This is a genomic window from Sphingobium sp. AP50 (genome assembly GCF_900109095.1).
Lineage (GTDB): Bacteria > Pseudomonadota > Alphaproteobacteria > Sphingomonadales > Sphingomonadaceae > Sphingobium.
Map to the genome: position 1 here is coordinate 184783 of NZ_FNYZ01000006.1, position 17149 is coordinate 201931.

Annotated in this window: 15 protein-coding genes; 5 read left to right on the forward strand and 10 right to left on the reverse strand. The window is 64.6% G+C overall.

Annotated features, from left to right (window positions below):
- Positions 1–11: 11 nt before the first annotated feature.
- Genes BMY84_RS12755 through BMY84_RS12785 form a run of 7 tightly spaced genes read right to left on the reverse strand, consistent with a single transcriptional unit; the run spans position 12 to position 7815 of the window.
- Complete coding sequence (locus BMY84_RS12755; RefSeq protein ID WP_093084320.1) at positions 12–1217, reverse strand: class I SAM-dependent RNA methyltransferase; 1206 nt, start codon at positions 1215–1217, stop codon at positions 12–14.
- The gene (locus BMY84_RS12760; RefSeq protein ID WP_177204001.1) at positions 1214–2578 is read right to left on the reverse strand and encodes an NAD(P)H-hydrate dehydratase; all 1365 of its coding nucleotides are present in this window, start codon (positions 2576–2578) and stop codon (positions 1214–1216) included. The genes BMY84_RS12755 and BMY84_RS12760 overlap by 4 nt, the downstream gene beginning before the upstream one ends.
- Positions 2578–2943, reverse strand: coding sequence for a hypothetical protein (locus tag BMY84_RS12765; RefSeq protein ID WP_093084407.1), 366 nt, complete (start codon positions 2941–2943; stop codon positions 2578–2580). The genes BMY84_RS12760 and BMY84_RS12765 overlap by 1 nt, the downstream gene beginning before the upstream one ends.
- A complete protein-coding gene (locus BMY84_RS12770) occupies positions 2940–3656 on the reverse strand; it encodes an N-formylglutamate amidohydrolase (RefSeq protein WP_093084321.1) in 717 nt (238 codons plus the stop codon). Before BMY84_RS12770 ends, BMY84_RS12765 begins: the two co-directional genes overlap by 4 nt.
- Complete coding sequence (locus tag BMY84_RS12775; RefSeq protein WP_093084323.1) at positions 3653–4534, reverse strand: 4-(cytidine 5'-diphospho)-2-C-methyl-D-erythritol kinase; 882 nt, start codon at positions 4532–4534, stop codon at positions 3653–3655. The genes BMY84_RS12770 and BMY84_RS12775 overlap by 4 nt, the downstream gene beginning before the upstream one ends.
- Positions 4521–6143: a tetratricopeptide repeat protein gene (locus BMY84_RS12780; protein WP_093084408.1), complete on the reverse strand. Its 1623-nt coding sequence runs from the start codon at positions 6141–6143 to the stop codon at positions 4521–4523. The genes BMY84_RS12775 and BMY84_RS12780 overlap by 14 nt, the downstream gene beginning before the upstream one ends.
- Before the next feature lie 19 nt (positions 6144–6162).
- Entirely contained in the window at positions 6163–7815 is a 1653-nt protein-coding gene (locus BMY84_RS12785; protein ID WP_093084324.1) for an electron transfer flavoprotein-ubiquinone oxidoreductase, read from the reverse strand.
- Between the two features lie 130 nt (positions 7816–7945).
- On the opposite strand from BMY84_RS12785, the gene BMY84_RS12790 reads away from it, so the two are divergent.
- The 5 genes from BMY84_RS12790 (at position 7946) to BMY84_RS12810 (ending at position 12676) form a co-directional block, all read left to right on the forward strand.
- Positions 7946–8686: a uracil-DNA glycosylase family protein gene (locus BMY84_RS12790; RefSeq protein ID WP_256215227.1), complete on the forward strand. Its 741-nt coding sequence runs from the start codon at positions 7946–7948 to the stop codon at positions 8684–8686.
- Positions 8683–10479 (forward strand): lytic transglycosylase domain-containing protein, encoded by a 1797-nt coding sequence (locus BMY84_RS12795; RefSeq protein ID WP_093084328.1) that lies wholly within the window; start codon positions 8683–8685, stop codon positions 10477–10479. Before BMY84_RS12790 ends, BMY84_RS12795 begins: the two co-directional genes overlap by 4 nt.
- A complete protein-coding gene (moaB, locus tag BMY84_RS12800) occupies positions 10479–11006 on the forward strand; it encodes a molybdenum cofactor biosynthesis protein B (RefSeq protein ID WP_093084329.1) in 528 nt (175 codons plus the stop codon). Before BMY84_RS12795 ends, moaB begins: the two co-directional genes overlap by 1 nt.
- Positions 11007–11137: 131 nt before the next feature.
- Complete coding sequence (locus BMY84_RS12805) at positions 11138–11527, forward strand: hypothetical protein (RefSeq protein ID WP_093084331.1); 390 nt, start codon at positions 11138–11140, stop codon at positions 11525–11527.
- An 81-nt stretch (positions 11528–11608) separates the two neighbouring features.
- The gene (locus tag BMY84_RS12810; protein ID WP_093084332.1) at positions 11609–12676 is read left to right on the forward strand and encodes a PA0069 family radical SAM protein; all 1068 of its coding nucleotides are present in this window, start codon (positions 11609–11611) and stop codon (positions 12674–12676) included.
- A gap of 14 nt (positions 12677–12690) precedes the next feature.
- Here BMY84_RS12810 and BMY84_RS12815 read toward each other — a convergent pair whose 3' ends face one another.
- From BMY84_RS12815 to dnaE, 3 genes are all read right to left on the reverse strand, one after another.
- A complete protein-coding gene (locus BMY84_RS12815) occupies positions 12691–12921 on the reverse strand; it encodes a hypothetical protein (protein WP_143075036.1) in 231 nt (76 codons plus the stop codon).
- Positions 12922–13245: 324 nt separating this feature from the next.
- Positions 13246–13560 (reverse strand): hypothetical protein, encoded by a 315-nt coding sequence (locus BMY84_RS12820; RefSeq protein ID WP_093084335.1) that lies wholly within the window; start codon positions 13558–13560, stop codon positions 13246–13248.
- Positions 13560–17102 (reverse strand): DNA polymerase III subunit alpha, encoded by a 3543-nt coding sequence (dnaE, locus tag BMY84_RS12825; RefSeq protein ID WP_093084410.1) that lies wholly within the window; start codon positions 17100–17102, stop codon positions 13560–13562. The genes BMY84_RS12820 and dnaE overlap by 1 nt, the downstream gene beginning before the upstream one ends.
- Between the last annotated feature and the right edge of the window lie 47 nt (positions 17103–17149).

Consider the following 17149-nt stretch of genomic DNA (forward strand, 5'->3'; position numbering starts at 1 on the left):
AAACTGGCAAGTTATCGCCGGAAAATGCCCACCAGTTCGACATGGGTGGTCCAGCGGAATTGCCCTACGGGCTTAACGCTTTCCAGCACATAGCCCGCCGCCACCAGATGCGCCGCATCGCGCGCAAAGCTGGCGGGATTGCAGGACACATAGGCGACCAGCGGCACCGCCGACGCTGCGATCTGCAACACCTGTTCCTTCGCGCCGGCGCGCGGCGGGTCCAGTATGATCGCGGCAAAGCGGTTCAGTTCCTCCGGCGTCAACGGCCGCCGGAACAGATCGCGATGATCCGCCACCAGCCGCCGCTGCGCCCGCGCCGCGCCCAGTTTCAGCGACAGGATCACGTCACGCGCGCCCTCCGCTGCATAGACCGGCCGCTTCGCGCCCAGCGCCAGCGCAAAGGTGCCAAGCCCGCAGAACAGGTCCGCGATCGCACCCGTTCCCGGCAGCGCATCGCGCACCGCGCCGACCAGCGCCGCCTCACCATCTGGCGTGGCCTGAAGGAAGGAGAAGGGCGGGAAACCTACCGCCGCGCCGCCAAAGCTGATCGTCGCCGCCTCCGGCTCCCAGCGCGTCTGCGGGCCATCGCCTTCATCGATCGTCAGCCGCGCCAGCCCGTGCGTTCGCGCGAAATCGCCCAGCCCTTCATCCGCTGCCAGCCCGGCGACCTTCACGCCCTCCAGCAACAGGTCGACACCCTGGTCGATCAGCGACATGCGCACATGCGCCGCCCGCTTGTCCGGCAGGATCAGGCCCAGCAGATCGCGCAGCGGCGCCAGCAGCGCGAACAGCCGGGGATCGAGCACCGCGCACATTTGCAGGTCGATCAGCTTGTGACTGCCCTCCTCCGCAAAGCCGATGGTAATCTTCCTGCCCGCCCGCGCCGCGCGCAACGACGCGCGCCGCCGCGTCATCGGCGGCGAAATATGGAGCGGCAGCACCGTTCCGGGTGTGATGCCCTGCCCGGCCAGCGCGCCGGTGACGCGCGCCGTCACGAAATCGGCATAGCTTTCCTCGTCCAGATGCTGGAGCTGGCACCCGCCGCAGGCCGGGAAATGGCTACAGGGCGGCACGGCATGGTGGACACCGAATGCGACACTTCCGTCCGGCCTGATCCAGTCGCCCGGCGCTGTCAGGGGAAAGTGGCGGCCGTCGGCCGTGACGCCATCGCCCTTGGCGGCGACGCGGATGATGCTGTCTATTTCGCTGTCTGTCACAATCGCGCGGCGATAGCCGCTGGCAGCATGCGAAGCAAATCATCCGCGACAAAAGCCGCACCGGCCCGCCGCGCCGCCTCTCCGTGCAGCCACACCGCCTCGCAAGCCGCGCGGAACGGATCGCCTGTCACCGCCAGCCGCCCGGCAGCGAGGCCCGCCAGCACATCGCCCGTGCCTGCGGTCGACAGCCATGGTGACGCGCCGCTCGCAACCGCCGCCCGCCCATCCGGCGCGGCGATCACGCTGTCCGCGCCCTTGTAGACAACGACGGAACCGCTTCGTGCCGCCGCCGCCAGTGCCCGGTCAATCTTGTTGCCGACATCGTCGCCGAACATATGGTCGAACTCACCTTCATGCGGCGTCACGATCGCGGGGGAGGGCAAGTCCCCGAACCCCATTTCCGCGAACAGCCATAAGGCATCCGCATCGGCCACAAAGGGGATATTCGCCCCAGTTGCCGCAGCCAGCCTTTCCCAGGCGGAAGGGTTCCGACCAAGTCCGGGTCCGATCAGGATGGCCTTGGCACGATTAAAGTCCAGGGATGCGCTTTGCACGATAGCACGGCTCAGGACGGGCACAGGCGTATCAGCGATCAACCTGACATAGCCAGCCCCCGACCGCGCGGCTGCTTCTGCTGACAGGCAAGCGGCGCCCGGCATCTCCCCGCCAACCACCGCGACCAATCCACGCGTATATTTATGCGCCTCTGCCCCCGGCGCCTCCAGCACCGGCGCACCCAGTTGATGCACCGCACTCGGCACAGCGATGCCGATATCCGCCAGCACCAGTCGCCCCATATGCCGCGCCGCCGGCTGCAACAGATGGGCGGGCTTCCATGCCCCCAAAGCGATAGTCGTCCCAAAACGCGGTACGGAGGACAGCAAAGCCCCGCTATCCGTCTCCACCCCGCTCGGCAGGTCGACGGCATGGCTGTACGCCGCAGCCTCGACCAGCGAACAAAGCCGCTCCGCCACTGCGCTATCCAGCCCGCGCGTCAGGCCGGTGCCGAACAGCGCATCGACCAGTTGCGTCGCAGGCGCCGCCGTCATCATATCCTCTACCGGCCCGCCCCATGCCACCCGCGCGCGCTGGCTCGATAGCGTGCGACTCTCGCCCAGCGTCGCCACCCGCACTGGCACGCCGCGATCGCGCAATATCCGCGCAATCACGAAGCCGTCGCCACCATTATTGCCCGGCCCACACAGGATCAGCGTGTCGCGTTTATGCCCCGCGCGCCAGATGATTTCCGCCGCCGCCGCGCCCGCCGTCTCCATCAGGCCATAGTCATCGACGCCTGCATCGAAGGCCGCCTGTTCCGCCGCGCGCATCTGCGCCGCCGTCAGGATCGGGCCGCCATGCATCAGCGCGATCCGGCAATCTGCGCGGGCAGGCGATAGCGGTCGTCCCCGGTCGCCACCTCGATCTGCTGCTTGCCGGTGATCTTGAGCTTTGCCGGTTCCGCGCCGTCCGCCGCCTCCAGCCCGCGCCCGTCGGCCAGCACGCGAAAGCGGCGGAAACCGCCGTCGGGGTGGCGGATCGTCAACTGGTCGCCCTGCCGCTCGATCAGGCAATCATGCGCCCACTCTTCAGACTGGCCGGTGATGCAATCCGCCTTGCCATCATCGACCGGCGCCTGCGCACCCGCCGCCTGATTGCCCGGCTTCGACGCCTGCTCGCCACAACCAGCCAGCAGCGCCAGTAGCAGCATCGGCGCCAGCCGCCTCATGCCAGCCGACTCCGGCATTCCAGCACGATCGGGCCAAGGATATCGGCAAAGCGTTTCTGCCCGGCCGCATCGCCCACCAGATCCTGCCGCATCTCGATCCCCAGATAGGGGATGCCATTGGCTTCGGCATGGCGGTTCATCGTCGCATTCAGCAATTGCCCGGAATAGGGCAGCTGGTCGCCAACCTTCAGCCCCGCCGCCTCCAGCAAGGGGATGGCGATCCGCGCCGCGCGATCATCCTGATTATAGAGAATGCCGATATCCCATGGCCGCTGCTGCGCCGGATCGCTCGCCAGACGCGGGGTGAAGCTGTGCACCGACAGGATGAAGGGTGACGTCATGCCGTCCAGCAGCGCCGCGACCTGATGATGATAGGGATGGTGGAAACGCAGCATCCGGTCGGCCAGATCGGCTTCGCGATTGCCGGGGATGGCATGGCCGTCGCTCATCACCGGCAACAGGCCCGTCGCATCCTCCTCCCGATTGAGGTCGATCACCAGCCGCGACACCCCGCCCAATATCGCCGTGCAGCCCAGTTGCGCGGCCAGCAACCCGCTCACTTCCGCCACCCCGATATCGATGGCGATATGCTCTCTGAGCAGCGCGGGATCGATGCCCAGATCGATGTCGGTCGGCACATGGGCCGACGCATGATCGGCGATGATCAGCAGGTTCAGGTCGCCGCCATCGATCCGGGTGAAAGCCTCGCTCATATACTCCTGATCCTCGTTTCCATCACCCACCAGCCCGGATGCGCCGCCGCAATGGCTGCCGCCGCCCGTGCCATCGCCGCCGCATCGGCGAATAGGGCGAAACAGGTCGCCCCCGATCCAGACATGCGCGCCAGCAACCGCCCCTCCGCGCCGTCCAGCGCGGTCAGCACTTCGGCAATCACCGGTTCAGCCAATATTGCCGGATTTTCCAGATCATTACGACCCATCTCTATCAGGGTATCGAGGCTCCCGGCATCCAGCGGCCCGCGATCCTGCCGGTCCCATCCGGCAAAGACGCGCGCCGTAGACACGCCCATGCCCGGATTGACCAGCAGCATCGGCAGCCCTTCCAGCCCGTCTACCGCATGCCGCACCAGATGCTCGCCCCGCCCGGTGACAAGCTGCGTCACGCTCGCGACGCAGGCCGGCACGTCCGATCCCAGATCCAGCGCCAGCGCGGTCAGTTCCTCCGGTTCGATCCGCACATCCCACAGCCGCACCAGCAGTCGCAGCGTCGCCGCTGCATCCGCCGATCCGCCCCCGATGCCCGATGCGACAGGCAGGTTCTTGGTCAGCCTGATCACGGCACCCCGCTGCTGCCCCAGATAGGATTGCAGCGCCCGCGCCGCCCGCATCACCAGATTGCCGGGGCCAGCCTCCAGCCCCGCGCCGAATGGTCCGTCGATCAGCAGGTCGATCGCGCCGTCATCACTCGCCTCGCCCGTCAAGCGGTCGCCATGCTCGGCAAATACGAACAGGCTTTCCAGCGCATGATAGCCATCGTCCCGCCGCGCCCGCACATGCAGCGCGACATTGACCTTGGCATAAGCGGTTTCGGCCAGCGTGGCCGCGTCGACAACGGGATCAGGGTGCGGCATATTCGGGCTTCAGCCCTTCCTTGCTCTTGGCCGCCAGTCGCGCGGCGACATCCCCCTCGGCATAGACGGAAGCCGCCGCCCAGGCATAGCGCGCCTCATATCGGCGCCCGGCAGTCCATAAGGCATCGCCCAGATGTTCGTTGATCGTGCTGTCGGACGGGGCGCCCGCCGCCGCACGCTCCAGCACCGGCACCGCCGCCGTCACGTCCCCGGTCACATATTGCGCCCAGCCCAGCGAATCCGTGATCGACGCATCCTGCGGCTTGAGGGCGCTTGCCTTCCTGATCAGTTCCAGCGCGGCATCGACATTCTGCCGCCGCTCGATCTGCGCATAGCCCAGATAATTGAGGATCAGCGGCTCATTGGGCGCCATCGCCGCTGCCTGTTCCAGCACGGCGCGCGCCTCGTCCCAGCGCTTGCCCTGATCCAGCGCCGTCCCTTCGAACAGCAACAGCGTCCAGGGCGCTTCGCCGGGGGCATAGCCGCCCTGCGCCACGCGGAACGCCGCCGCAGCACCGGTATAATCGCCACCATCCGCCAGCAACCGGCCCAGCCGCACCTGCCGCTCCGTCTCCGCACCGGGCGCCGCCGCCTGGGCGCGGGCCAGCGTCAGCGCCGTGTTCCTGTCGCCATTGGCCGCCAGCGCATCGATCAGTTCGGCCTGCGCCAATTGCGCATGCCAGCTTTTGGGCGGCACCTTGCCCGCCTCCGCAACCGCGCCCGCCGTATAGCCCTGCCCCGTCAGCAGCCGGGCCGCCACCATATGGGTTTCCGCCCCGGTCGGATCGGCAAAGGTCGCCATCCGCGCCAGTCGCAGCGCCAGCGTGCCCCCGGCCGTGTCCGACCCGACGTCCACCGCCAGCCGCGACAACAGCCGGGCAAAGCCCTGCGCGGGCGTTACCGGCGCGCCGATCGCCTTCAGCCCCTTGCCCTTCTCGATCGCCACCCGCGCCTGCGCGAAATTCGCGCTGCCGACCGGCAGCAGCATCAGCGCCTCGGCCTTCGCGCCCTGCGCCGCCAGTTGCGCAGCAAAGGTCAGGCGCAGCGCGCCGCCATCGCTGCTCCGCACCGACAGAGCGCGCCGGATCGCCGGCACCGCTGTGGTCAGGTCACGCCGCGCCAGCGCCTGCAACGCGATATGTTCGTCGGTATAGCGCAGCCCCAGCGAGGCGAAGCGATCTCTATTGTCGATCACCGGCGGCGCATAATCACCTTCCCCGATCGAAATCCAGCTGCGAATGATCGGCGCGATGAAGGCGAAATTGCCCTCCTCCGCCATCCGGTCGGTCAGCGTCCGGGCGCCGGCCCAATCCTTGCGGGACATCGCCTCGCCGATCATCAGCAGCGTGCCGTCGCGCGACAACATGCCCGCCTGATCCAGCAGCGCGGCGGACCGCAGCGCCAGCGCCCGGTCCCCGCTCTCCACGCCCTGGACATAGGATCGGCGGGCAATCTCGATCCGCGCCGGGTCCTGATCCAGCGCGTCGCGATAGCTAGTCACCGCCAGTCCCAGCGCCCCGTCACCATCGGCCAGCCGCGCCCGCGCATAAGCGTGCAGCGGGCCGGGCTGATCGACCGATGCCCCGGCCGCGACCGGCGCGGCCAGCAGGGCGACAAGGATCAGGCGCTTACATATTGGGATAATTCGGTCCTCCGCCGCCTTCGGGAACGACCCAGTTGATATTCTGGGTCGGGTCCTTGATGTCGCACGTCTTGCAATGGACGCAATTCTGCGCGTTGATCTGGAATTTGGGATCGCCCTCTTCCTGACCGACCACTTCATAGACGCCTGCGGGACAATAACGCTGCGCCGGCTCGTCATAAAGGGGCAGATTATAGGAAATCGGGACCGACGGGTCTTTCAGTTGCAGGTGGACCGGCTGGTCTTCCTCATGATTGGTGTTGCTCAGGAACACCGATGTCAGCCGGTCGAAGCTGATCACATTGTCGGGCTTGGGATAGGCGATCTTCTCGCACTGGTCCTTGCGCCAGATCTTCTCATTGTCGGGCTTGTGCTTCATCGTGAAGGGCAGGCCGATCTTGAGCGTGCGCATCCACATGTCGATGCCTGCCAGCAGCGTGCCGATCGTATTGCCGAACTTGGACAGCAGTGGTTCGGCATTCTTCACCAGTTGCAGTTCAGTCGCGATCCAGCTCGACCGCAGCGTCGCTTCATAATCGTCCAGCACATCGCCGGTGCGATCGGCCTGCACTGCTGCAAAGGCCGCTTCCGCCGCCAGCATGCCCGACTTCATGGCGGTATGCGTACCCTTGATCCGGGGCACGTTGACGAAGCCCGCCGAACAGCCGATCAGCGCGCCGCCGGGGAAGGCCAGCTTGGGGATCGACTGCCAGCCGCCCTCGTTGATCGCGCGCGCGCCATAGGAAACGCGGCGGCCGCCTTCGAGGAATTTGCGGATTTCCGGATGCCGCTTCCAGCGCTGGAATTCCTCGAACGGATAGAGATGCGGATTGCGATAACCCAGCCCCACCACAAAGCCCAAAGCCACCTGACCATCGGCCTGATGATAAAGGAAACCGCCGCCATATGCGTCGGTTAGCGGCCATCCCTGCGAGTGGATGACAAGACCCGGCTGATGCTTGGCGGGATCGATATCCCACAATTCCTTCATGCCCAGGCCATAGACCTGCGGCTCGCTGTCGGCGTCCAGCGCGAACTGGCGCTTCAATATCTTGGTCAGGTGGCCGCGCGCGCCCTCGGCAAAGAAGGTGTAGCGGGCATGGAGTTCCAGACCCGGCTGGTAATCGCCCTTATGCTCGCCATCGCGGGCGATGCCCATGTCGCCGGTGGCCACGCCCTTCACGCTGCCATCTTCATTATAGAGGATTTCCGCCGCCGCGAAGCCGGGGAAGATTTCCACGCCCAGTCCTTCGGCCTGCTCGCCCAGCCAACGGCAGAGGTTGCCCAGCGATCCGGTATAGGTGCCTTTATTGTGCATCCAGCCCGGCGTCATAATATGCGGCATGGCGATCTTGCCGGTCTTGGTCAGCATCCAATGCTGGTTATCCGTGACCGGAACCTGCGCAAGCGAACAGCCCATTTCGCGCCATTCGGGGAGTAATTCGTCCAGAGCCTTGGGATCGATCACCGCGCCTGACAGGATATGGGCACCGATTTCGGACCCCTTTTCCAGCACACACACCGCCAACTCGGTCCCGGCTTCATTCGCCAGTTGCTTCAACCGGATAGCAGCAGACAGTCCAGCCGGTCCCCCACCGACGATGACGATGTCATAGGGCATCGAATCCCGTTCGCTCATTCTTCCCTCCATATCGCGACCGGCGGGCTGCACCCCGTCTCATCCAATCGCCGCATTAGTACAACAGTTTACCATTTAGGGCGATGAAGCAGCTTGACCCCCTCGTCAACCTCTGGCCCAAGGAAATGCGATGCGGGGATCAATGCAGGACAATGCGGCGCTGGCCGCCGACGCCTATCTGGCGTGGTGGCAGCTTGCCGGCGTGGATAGCGCCGTAACGGAAGCACCGGTTGACTGGCTGCGCTCTGCGCCGACGGTGGTTTCCGGTGCATCCACCCCATCTGTTCAAGCCTCAGCGCCAGCATTGGTTCCGGCCAGACCAAAAGACCTTTCTGCCTTTCGCCTGTGGCTGGAAAGTGATTCGGCCCATCCCGAACGGCGATGGCCGGCGCGGGCAATTTATCCGTCCGGCGCGGCGGAAGCCCCGTTGATGATCATCACCGACATGCCAGACCCCGCCGATGTCGATGCCGGCGCTTTACTCGCCGATCGGGCCGGCGCGCTGTTCGATGCGATGCTCCGCGCGATCGGCCTCGATCGGGCGCAAGTCTATGTCGCATCGCTCTTTTTTGCGCGTCCACCCGGCGGCATGGTGGAGGCGAGCGACCTGACCAACGCCGCCGATCGGATGCGCACCCATGTTCAGCTTGCCCGGCCGCGCCGCCTGCTGCTGCTTGGCGACCGGACGATCCGTGCGCTGATGCCGACGGACGGTGGAACCCCGGCAAATAGTTTACGCGATTTTAATCATGAAGGCGGCATTGTGCCCGCCATCGCCACATTTCATCCGCGCCTGCTGCTCAGCCAGCCGGCGGCCAAGGCGGAATGCTGGCGTGCCCTTCAAAGCCTGATCGAGGAAGCCCGTCCGTGATTCGCGCCGCGACCAAAATTTCCCGCCCAATGTTTATGGCTACGGCCCTTATTAGCATGGGCCTGGCCGCGACTGCTCCGGCGCTGGCCGATACCGCCCCGGTCCTTCCGGCCCTCTCGACGGCCGAAGCTTCCCCCCTTCAGATCAGCGACGGCGACAAGGCCCGCTATCGTGCCATCTTCACCGCCATCTCCGCCCAGCAGTGGAACGATGCCAAGGCGATGATCGCCGCGCTCGACAGCCAGGACGCGGTCCGCCCGCTCGCCCTGTCCGAACTCTATCTGGCCAAGGGATCGCCGCGCGTCGAACTGTTCGACCTGCTCGACCTGATCAACAAGGCCGCCTGGCTGCCCAAGGCCGACCAGCTTTCCCGCCTCGCCCAGCGTCGCGGGGCCACCATCCTGCCGACCCTGCCGCAGATCCAGAAGATGGTCTGGCTGGGTTCCGCCCCCCGCCGCCAATATGTCGCTGCGGTCAAGACCGATGTCGCCGCGCAGGCACTGGCCGGACAAATCCAGAATTATATCAAGAATGACGATCCGATCGGCGCCGAAGGCTTGCTGGGCACCGGCGAAGCGGGCCTGACGCCCGAAGGCCTGACCGAAGTGCGCCAGCGTGTCGCCTGGGCCTATTATATCGAAAATGACGATGTAAACGCCCGCCGCATGGCCGCGCGCGCGCTCGAAATCCGCGCCGGCGGCGACTGGACTGTCCAGGCCTATTGGACCACCGGGCTGGCGGCTTGGCGCCAGAATGATTGCCGCGCCGCTGCCCCTGCCTTCGCCAATGTCGCCGCCATGGCGGGCGATGCGGACATGCGATCGGCCGGCGCCTATTGGGCCTCGCGCGCCTATATGGTCTGCGGTGAGGCGGAGAAGGTCGAAAATTACCTGAAGCAGGCGGCCCGCTCCGACGAAACCTTCTACGGCCTGCTGGCCAAGGAATCGCTGGGCATGACCTTCGCCGGTGGCCCCGTCGGCAGCCGCTTCGGCGCGCTGGAATGGCAGAAGCTCCGCAGCAGCCCCAATGCCCGCGCCGCCATTGCCCTGTCGGCGATCGGCGAAAATGGCCGGGCCGACGAACTGCTCCGCTATCAGGCGAAGATCGGCGGCACCGATCAATATGACGCCCTGCTGCGCCTCGCCAGCGCGCTCAATTTGCCCGCAACGCAGCTCTATCTCGCCCATAATGGCCCCGCCGGCACCCAGCCTGGCAGCTTCGCCCGCTTCCCCGCGCCCGACTGGCGCCCCGATGGCGGCTGGCGCGTCGATCCCTCGCTGATCTACGCCCACACGCTTCAGGAATCCGGTTTCCGCTCCGATGTCGTCAGCAGCGCCGGCGCGCGCGGCCTGATGCAGGTGCGCCCCGGCACGGCCGGCGATGTCGGCCTGTCCAACGCCGCCCAGCTTTTCGTGCCGTCGACCAATATGGAATATGGCCAGCGCTATCTGGAATCGCTGCGCGACATGAACGCGACCGGCGGCCTGCTGCCCAAGGTGATGGCCGCCTATAATGCCGGGCCGCAGCCGGTCGAACGCTGGAACACGCAGGTCCATGACAAGGGCGATCCGCTGCTCTTCATGGAATCGCTACCCTATTATGAAACCCGCGCCTATGTGAACATCGTCATGCGCAACTACTGGATGTACCAGTTGCAGGCGAAGGGCAGCGCCGATTGCCTGACCGGCATGGCGCAGGGTCTGTGGCCGACCTTCCCCAATGCCAAGGGTGCGAAGATGGTCCGCCTGAGCAAGGCCGACGGTCGCAGTTCCATGGGTGGCGGCTCCGACTGATGCCGATCGATGAGAGTCGGGCCTTCTTGCCCGTCCGCATCGCCGTTCTCACCGTGTCCGACACGCGCGGCCTTGCCGAAGATCGCTCCGGCGACGCGCTGGTGGAGCGGCTGGAAAGCGCCGGCCATATCCTCGCCGCCCGCTATATCGAACGGGACGACAAGAGCGCGATCGTCGCCCGTCTGCACGCCTGGATCGACGATCCCAACATCGACGTGATCCTGACGACCGGCGGCACCGGCGTCACCGGCCGCGATGTCACACCCGAAGCGCTGGCCCAGGTGCAGGACAAGGAAATCCCCGGCTTTGGCGAACTGTTCCGCTGGCTCAGCTATCAGAGCATCGGCACATCGACCATCCAGTCCCGCGCCACCGCCTGCGTCGCACGCGGCACCTATATCTTCGCGCTGCCCGGCTCGACCGGCGCGGTAAAGGACGCGTGGGACGGCATCCTCGTCACCCAACTCGACAGCCGCTTCCGCCCCTGCAATTTCGTGGAACTGATGCCGCGTCTGATGGAGAGATAGGGCAAGTCTGACCGATCGTTCGGGCCGGGCCTGCCGCACTTCGACTGGCGGAAAACGCCACTTTGGCGTTGCTGCTTGTCAAAACAATAACCGCCATGCAAATCGTCTTCGAATGAGAGCGGGCGGCGGCTGTGGAATTTATTTTTGAGATCATATTCCAATTTCTCGGAGAGATGCTCCTTCAGTTGACTTTCGAATGTCTGGCCGAACTGGGAATGCACAGCCTCGGCGACACGTTCAAAAGGCCCAGAAATTCTGTTCTATCCACCATCGGCTTCATCCTTTGGGGTGCGATTGCCGGCGGGATCAGCCTTTTGATCCTCCCGCATTCCGCCATTTCCAATCCCGATTATCGGTTGGCAAATCTCATCCTGACACCGACGATCGCTGGCTTGATCATGATGCTGATCGGACGGAAGAGGAGCAAGAAAGGCGCAACCATCGTCGCATTGGACCGGTTCGGCTATGCGTTCCTGTTCGCCCTCTCGATGGCAGTTGCGCGCTTTATCTGGGCGAAATGAACGGGGCCTAGTTGACGCTGCCGATTGTAAAGCAACAGGCCCCCTATTGCAATTTTGTTCTATATATGTTCTTTTTCGTCAATGCCCCATCACAGCGGTCGCGGCGCGACGCAGAACCTGACCAGTAACCGCTTCAACCTCAACCAGAGTGAGGTCGATGGCGACTGGCTCGATGCGATGGAACAGATCGATGGCCCGGCACCCAAGCTGCGCACCACCGTCCTGACGCTCACACCCAGGACGATCATTTCCCGCAACGCATCGCCGGACATCGGCTTTTCGCAATCCATCAATGCCTATGCGGGTTGTGAACATGGCTGCATCTATTGTTTTGCCCGGCCCAGCCACGCCTATCATGACCTGTCGCCCGGTCTGGATTTCGAGACGAAGCTGTTCGCCAAACCCGATGCCGCAAAGCTGCTCCGCGCCGAACTGTCGAAGCGCAACTATGCCGTCGCGCCGATCGCGATGGGGACCAATACAGATCCCTATCAGCCGATCGAAAAGGACTGGCGCATCACCCGGTCGATCCTGGAACTTCTGGTCGAAACCCGCCATCCGACCTTCATCACCACCAAGTCGGACCGCATCCTGCACGATATCGACCTGCTCGCCGATCTGGCGCGCGACCGGCTGGTGGCGGTGATGCTGTCGGTGACATCGCTAGACCCGAAAGTCGCCCGCACGCTGGAGCCGCGCGCGCCGCATCCGCTGCGGCGACTGGAGGCGATCCGCAAGCTGGCAGACGCCGGCATCCCCGTCACCGCCAGCATATCGCCCGTCATCCCGGCGATCACCGATCATGAGATTGAGGCGCTGGTCGCCCGCGCCGCGCAGGCCGGCGCGCGGGAGGTCAGCTATATCCCCGTCCGCCTGCCGCATGAAGTGGCGCCTTTGTTCCGCGCCTGGCTCGACACCCATTATCCCGACCGCGCGGGCAAGGTGATGGCCATCATCCGCGACATGCGCGGCGGGCGTGACAATGATCCGGATTTCGGCACGCGCATGCGCGGGCAAGGCGTCTGGGCCGACCTCATCCGCACCCGCTTCAGCAAAGCCCGCAAACGCGCCGGGCTGGGCGCGGAAAAGCTGGTCCTGCGCACCGACCTGTTCCGCCCGCCCGAAGGCGCGCAGATGCGGTTGTTTTAGCTTTTTACGGATGTTTATCTGGCATTTGCGAGCAGCAGTTTCGCTTCTCTCAAGGCATCGTCCATTGTCTCAAAGACGCCGATCCGGGGTTCAGCCTGTATCTGCCAGAAGGGCTCCCAATTTGTATCACACGGAAAGGGCACATCATCAGGATGCCACTCATCGTTTGCCTCATAGCTTCGCACACGCTCTTCTACGATCTGATATCGCAAATCGGCACGGTCATAAATTGCAAGGCGCATCATTGCGTCGCCGGAAAGCAGTTCAGCGTGACGATATCTTAGCTCCATCAACCCATGATGCTACGCAATGACCATGCCCGCAACGGCTCGTTTTACGCTAACGTCGCATATTATATTCGCGCAGAGGCGCGGAGAACGCAGAGCAAGAATGGCAACCGTCTCGGCGCTCTCTGCGCCTCTGCGCGAAATTTTCTTCATTTTATCACGCGAAGACGCGGAGGGCGCGCGCATCTGCTCCGAGTCTTCGCGCCTCCGCGTGAACTATATGCACTGCCTACGGCGCTACACTTGCAGGCGATAGCTACGCAATCCGCACAACCAGCCCCGTCAACGGCTCAGCCGATCATCCTCATAATGGCTGAAACGCTTGCCCCGACGTCGATAGTGCCGCGCCTGCCATCGAGATAGCAGAAACATCCCGATCACCGGCACCAGAAGCAACGGCCAAAAACGGAGCGGCACGTCCCACACTTCAAAGGCTGTGATCATCGCCGAGGCTATCGCCGCCATCCCACCCCATTCATAGCGCCATTGATGCAGGTCGTTATCGGATCGAAACGCCGGCGCTTCCACTCGCCCGGCGTCATCCGATACCGCACGGGATCGTCTGCGATAGGCCCAGCCCTTGCGCGGCTCGTCCATCACCCCACCAGCCGCATGCCCGATCGCCGCGTCCGCGTCTTGTAGCCATCAGCCTTCACGTCCATCCGCTCGAACTGGTGGATACTCAGCCCCTTGATGGTGGCGATCGCGTCCACCTGATCCGCGCCCAGGCTATAATTGTCGCCCAGAAAGACCCGCGCCGCCTGCCCGTCGCCGAGCGGCGCGCGCAGGAAGACCTCGCTGCGTCCAGCTTCCGCACCGGCCAGCAAGGCCGCCAGCGCCTTGACAGCCTCGACCGTCTCCACATCGACCACCAGTTCCATGCGCGATGCGCTGGCGATCGTCCGGAAGGCTTCCACCCCGCGCACGGTGACGCGCGGCGTTTCTTCACCCGGCAAGCGGTCCAGTTCCACCACCAGCAACGCGCAATCGCCATCCGCCGCCAGCAGTTCGATCGCCTTACACGCCTCCTCGTCGAAGCAGCTCGCCTGAAACTGGCCGCTCTGGTCGGAGAAGGTCGCATTGGCATAGCGCGCCCCGCGCTTCGTCTCGCGCCAGCGCACATCCTCCACCATGGCCGCCATGATCGTCATCGCCCGCCCTTCGGCATTGGGCGCGGGCATGGGCGACTGGCAGACCAGGCCATAGCTTTTCGCGCCCCGCGCATCGGCCAGATGCTTGTAGCGATCGACCGGATGGGCCGAGAAATAGAAGCCGAACGCCTCCTTTTCCTGCGCCATGCGGTCCGCCACGGTCCATGCCTGATGCGGCGGGATGCGCACATCGGCATAGGTCGTCTCTACGTCGCCGAACAGGCCGCCCTGCCCGCTCTCGCGCGCTGCCGCATTGCTGGACGCCACCGACAGGATCGTTTCCGCCGCCGCATGTACGCCCGCCCGATCGGCATGGATGCCATCGAAGGCACCCGCCGCCGCAAGGCTTTCCAGCTGCCGCCGGTTCAGCATCCGCGGCTCGATCCGGTCGGCGAAGTCGTCCAGCGACTTGAACGGCCCGCCCTTGTCGCGTTCCTCGACAAGCTGCTCCATCGCCTTTTCGCCCACGCCCTTAAGCCCGCCGAGCGCATAGCGCACGGCAAAGCCCAGCCGGGCGTCCTCGCCCTCATAGGGCACCGCTTCGACGGTAAAGTCCGCCTCGCTGCGGTTGAGGTCGGTCGGCAGGCATGTCATCCCCATGCGCCGCATATCGTCGACGAAGACGGTCAGCTTTTCGGTCAGATGGATATCGAAGGCCATCGACCCGGCATAAAATTCTGCCGGATAATGGGCCTTCAGCCACGCCGTCTGATAGGCGAGCAGCGCATAGGCCGCCGCGTGCGATTTATTGAAACCATAGCCCGCAAACTTGTCGATCAAGTCGAACAGTTCGTTCGCCTTGGCCGGCTTGATGTCGCTCTTCGCGCAGCCCTCCACGAAGCGGGAGCGCTGCGCGTCCATCTCCGCCTTCACCTTCTTGCCCATGGCGCGGCGCAGAAGGTCGGCGTCACCCAGCGAATAGCCCGCCAGGATCTGCGCGGCCTGCATCACCTGTTCCTGATAGACGAAGATGCCATAGGTTTCTTCAAGGATCGGTTTCAGGAGAATATGAGGATATTCAATCTCTTCCTGCCCGTTCTTACGACGGCCGAACATCGGGATATTGTCCATCGGGCCGGGGCGATAGAGGGACACCAGCGCGATGATGTCGCCGAAATTGGTCGGACGCACAGCGGCCAGCGTCTTGCGCATGCCTTCCGATTCCAGCTGGAACACGCCCACCGTGTCGCCGCGCTGGAGAAGCTCGTAGACCGCGCTGTCGTCCCATGCCAGCGTGTCGAGGTCCACGGTCACCCCACGTCCTGCCAGCAACTGCACCGCCTTCTGCAAGACGGACAGCGTCTTCAGACCCAGAAAGTCGAACTTCACCAGCCCCGCGCCTTCGACATATTTCATGTCGAACTGCGTCACCGGCATGTCGGATCGCGGATCGCGATAGAGCGGCACCAGTTGCTGCAACGGCCGGTCGCCGATCACCACACCCGCCGCGTGGGTGGAACTGTGGCGCGGGAAGCCTTCCAGCTTCATCGCATAGTCGATCAGGCGCTTGACCTGATTGTCATTGTCATATTCCGCCTTGAACTCCGACACGCCGTTCAGCGATCGCTCCAGCGTCCAGGGATCGGTCGGATGGTTCGGCACTAGCTTGGCGAGCCGGTCGACCTGCCCATAGCTCATCTGGAGCACGCGTCCGGTGTCCTTCAGCACCGCGCGCGCCTTCAGCTTACCAAAGGTGATGATCTGCGCCACATGGTCCGCGCCATATTTTTGCTGGACGTAGCGGATCACCTCGCCGCGCCGCGTTTCGCAAAAGTCGATGTCGAAGTCGGGCATCGACACACGTTCCGGGTTCAGGAAGCGTTCGAACAGCAGCCCCAACTGCAACGGATCAAGGTCCGTGATGGTCAGCGCCCAGGCGACCAGCGACCCCGCGCCCGATCCACGGCCCGGCCCGACCGGAATATCATGATCCTTGGCCCATTTGATGAAGTCGGCCACGATCAGGAAGTAGCCGGGGAACCCCATCTGGATGATGATGTCCGTCTCGAACTTCAGCCGGTCGAAATAGGGTGCGCGCGCCTCCGCCCCGATGATCCCGGCCTTTTCCAGCCGCATTTCCAGCCCTGCCGTCGCCTGATCGCGCAGCATCGTCGCCTCGCCCTCGATATCGCCGGCCAGGCTCGGCAGGATCGGCTTGCGCTTGGGCGCCATCACCGCGCAGCGCTGTGCGACGACCAGCGTATTGGCCAGCGCCTCGGGCAGATCCTCGAACAGCCGCTTCATTTCTGCGGCCGGCTTCATCCAGGCGTCGGGCGAGCTGGTACGGCGGTCCGGCGTCTCGACATAGGCGCTGTCGGCGATGCACAGCATCACGTCATGCGCCGCATGGAAATCCGGTTCGGCAAAGCAGGTCGGGTTGGTCGCCACCAGCGGCAGACCCCGGTCATAAGCCATGTCCAGCAGTTGCGGCTCCGCCTTGCCCTCCACCGCGTCCAGCCGCCGACAGATTTCGATATAGAGCCGATCGGGGAACAGCGCCTCCAGCCGCTCGACATAGGCGACGGCCGCGTCCGGCTGATCCTCGGCGAAGAGCCGTGCCAGCGCGCCTTCGCCACCCGCCGTCAGCGCGATGACGCCATCGGTCCGCCCCTCCAGTGCCTCGATCGTGACATGGGGGACTTCCTCGACCGGCCGGTCCAGATGCGCCATGGAAACGAGCGCGCAGATATTGTCATAGCCCGCCGCATCCTGCGCATAGAGGGCGATCCAGTCATGCACCGGCGGCGCATTGGCGGGGCGACCGGGCCGCAACAGGCCCAGCATCGCGCCGACGACCGGCTGCACACCTTCATCCTTGCACCCGTCGGAAAAGGCCATGGAGCCATAAAGCCCGTTGCGGTCGGTGATCGCCACCGCCGGGAAGCCCAGCGCCTTGGCCTGTTTCGCGATCTTCTTGGGATCGATCGCCCCTTCCAGCATGGTGAAGGAGGAAAAAACACGAAGCGGAACGAAGGCAGTATGAGGCATCATGACAATCTAGGGACGCCTCGCGATTCGGCCCAGCCCCAGTCCCA

What these genes read in the sequence shown, in the direction of transcription:
- BMY84_RS12760 (WP_177204001.1), bottom strand. Translation starts at nt 2,578, where the DNA reads ATGCATGGCGGCCCGATCCTGACGGCGGCGCAGATGCGCGCGGCGGAA.
- BMY84_RS12765 (WP_093084407.1), bottom strand. Translation starts at nt 2,943, where the DNA reads ATGAGGCGGCTGGCGCCGATGCTGCTACTGGCGCTGCTGGCTGGTTGT.
- BMY84_RS12770 (WP_093084321.1), bottom strand. Translation starts at nt 3,656, where the DNA reads ATGAGCGAGGCTTTCACCCGGATCGATGGCGGCGACCTGAACCTGCTG.
- BMY84_RS12775 (WP_093084323.1), bottom strand. Translation starts at nt 4,534, where the DNA reads ATGCCGCACCCTGATCCCGTTGTCGACGCGGCCACGCTGGCCGAAACC.
- BMY84_RS12785 (WP_093084324.1), bottom strand. Translation starts at nt 7,815, where the DNA reads ATGAGCGAACGGGATTCGATGCCCTATGACATCGTCATCGTCGGTGGG.
- BMY84_RS12790 (WP_256215227.1), top strand. Translation starts at nt 7,946, where the DNA reads ATGCGGGGATCAATGCAGGACAATGCGGCGCTGGCCGCCGACGCCTAT.
- moaB (WP_093084329.1), top strand. Translation starts at nt 10,479, where the DNA reads ATGCCGATCGATGAGAGTCGGGCCTTCTTGCCCGTCCGCATCGCCGTT.
- BMY84_RS12810 (WP_093084332.1), top strand. Translation starts at nt 11,609, where the DNA reads ATGCCCCATCACAGCGGTCGCGGCGCGACGCAGAACCTGACCAGTAAC.
- BMY84_RS12815 (WP_143075036.1), bottom strand. Translation starts at nt 12,921, where the DNA reads ATGATGCGCCTTGCAATTTATGACCGTGCCGATTTGCGATATCAGATC.
- BMY84_RS12820 (WP_093084335.1), bottom strand. Translation starts at nt 13,560, where the DNA reads ATGGACGAGCCGCGCAAGGGCTGGGCCTATCGCAGACGATCCCGTGCG.
- dnaE (WP_093084410.1), bottom strand. Translation starts at nt 17,102, where the DNA reads ATGCCTCATACTGCCTTCGTTCCGCTTCGTGTTTTTTCCTCCTTCACC.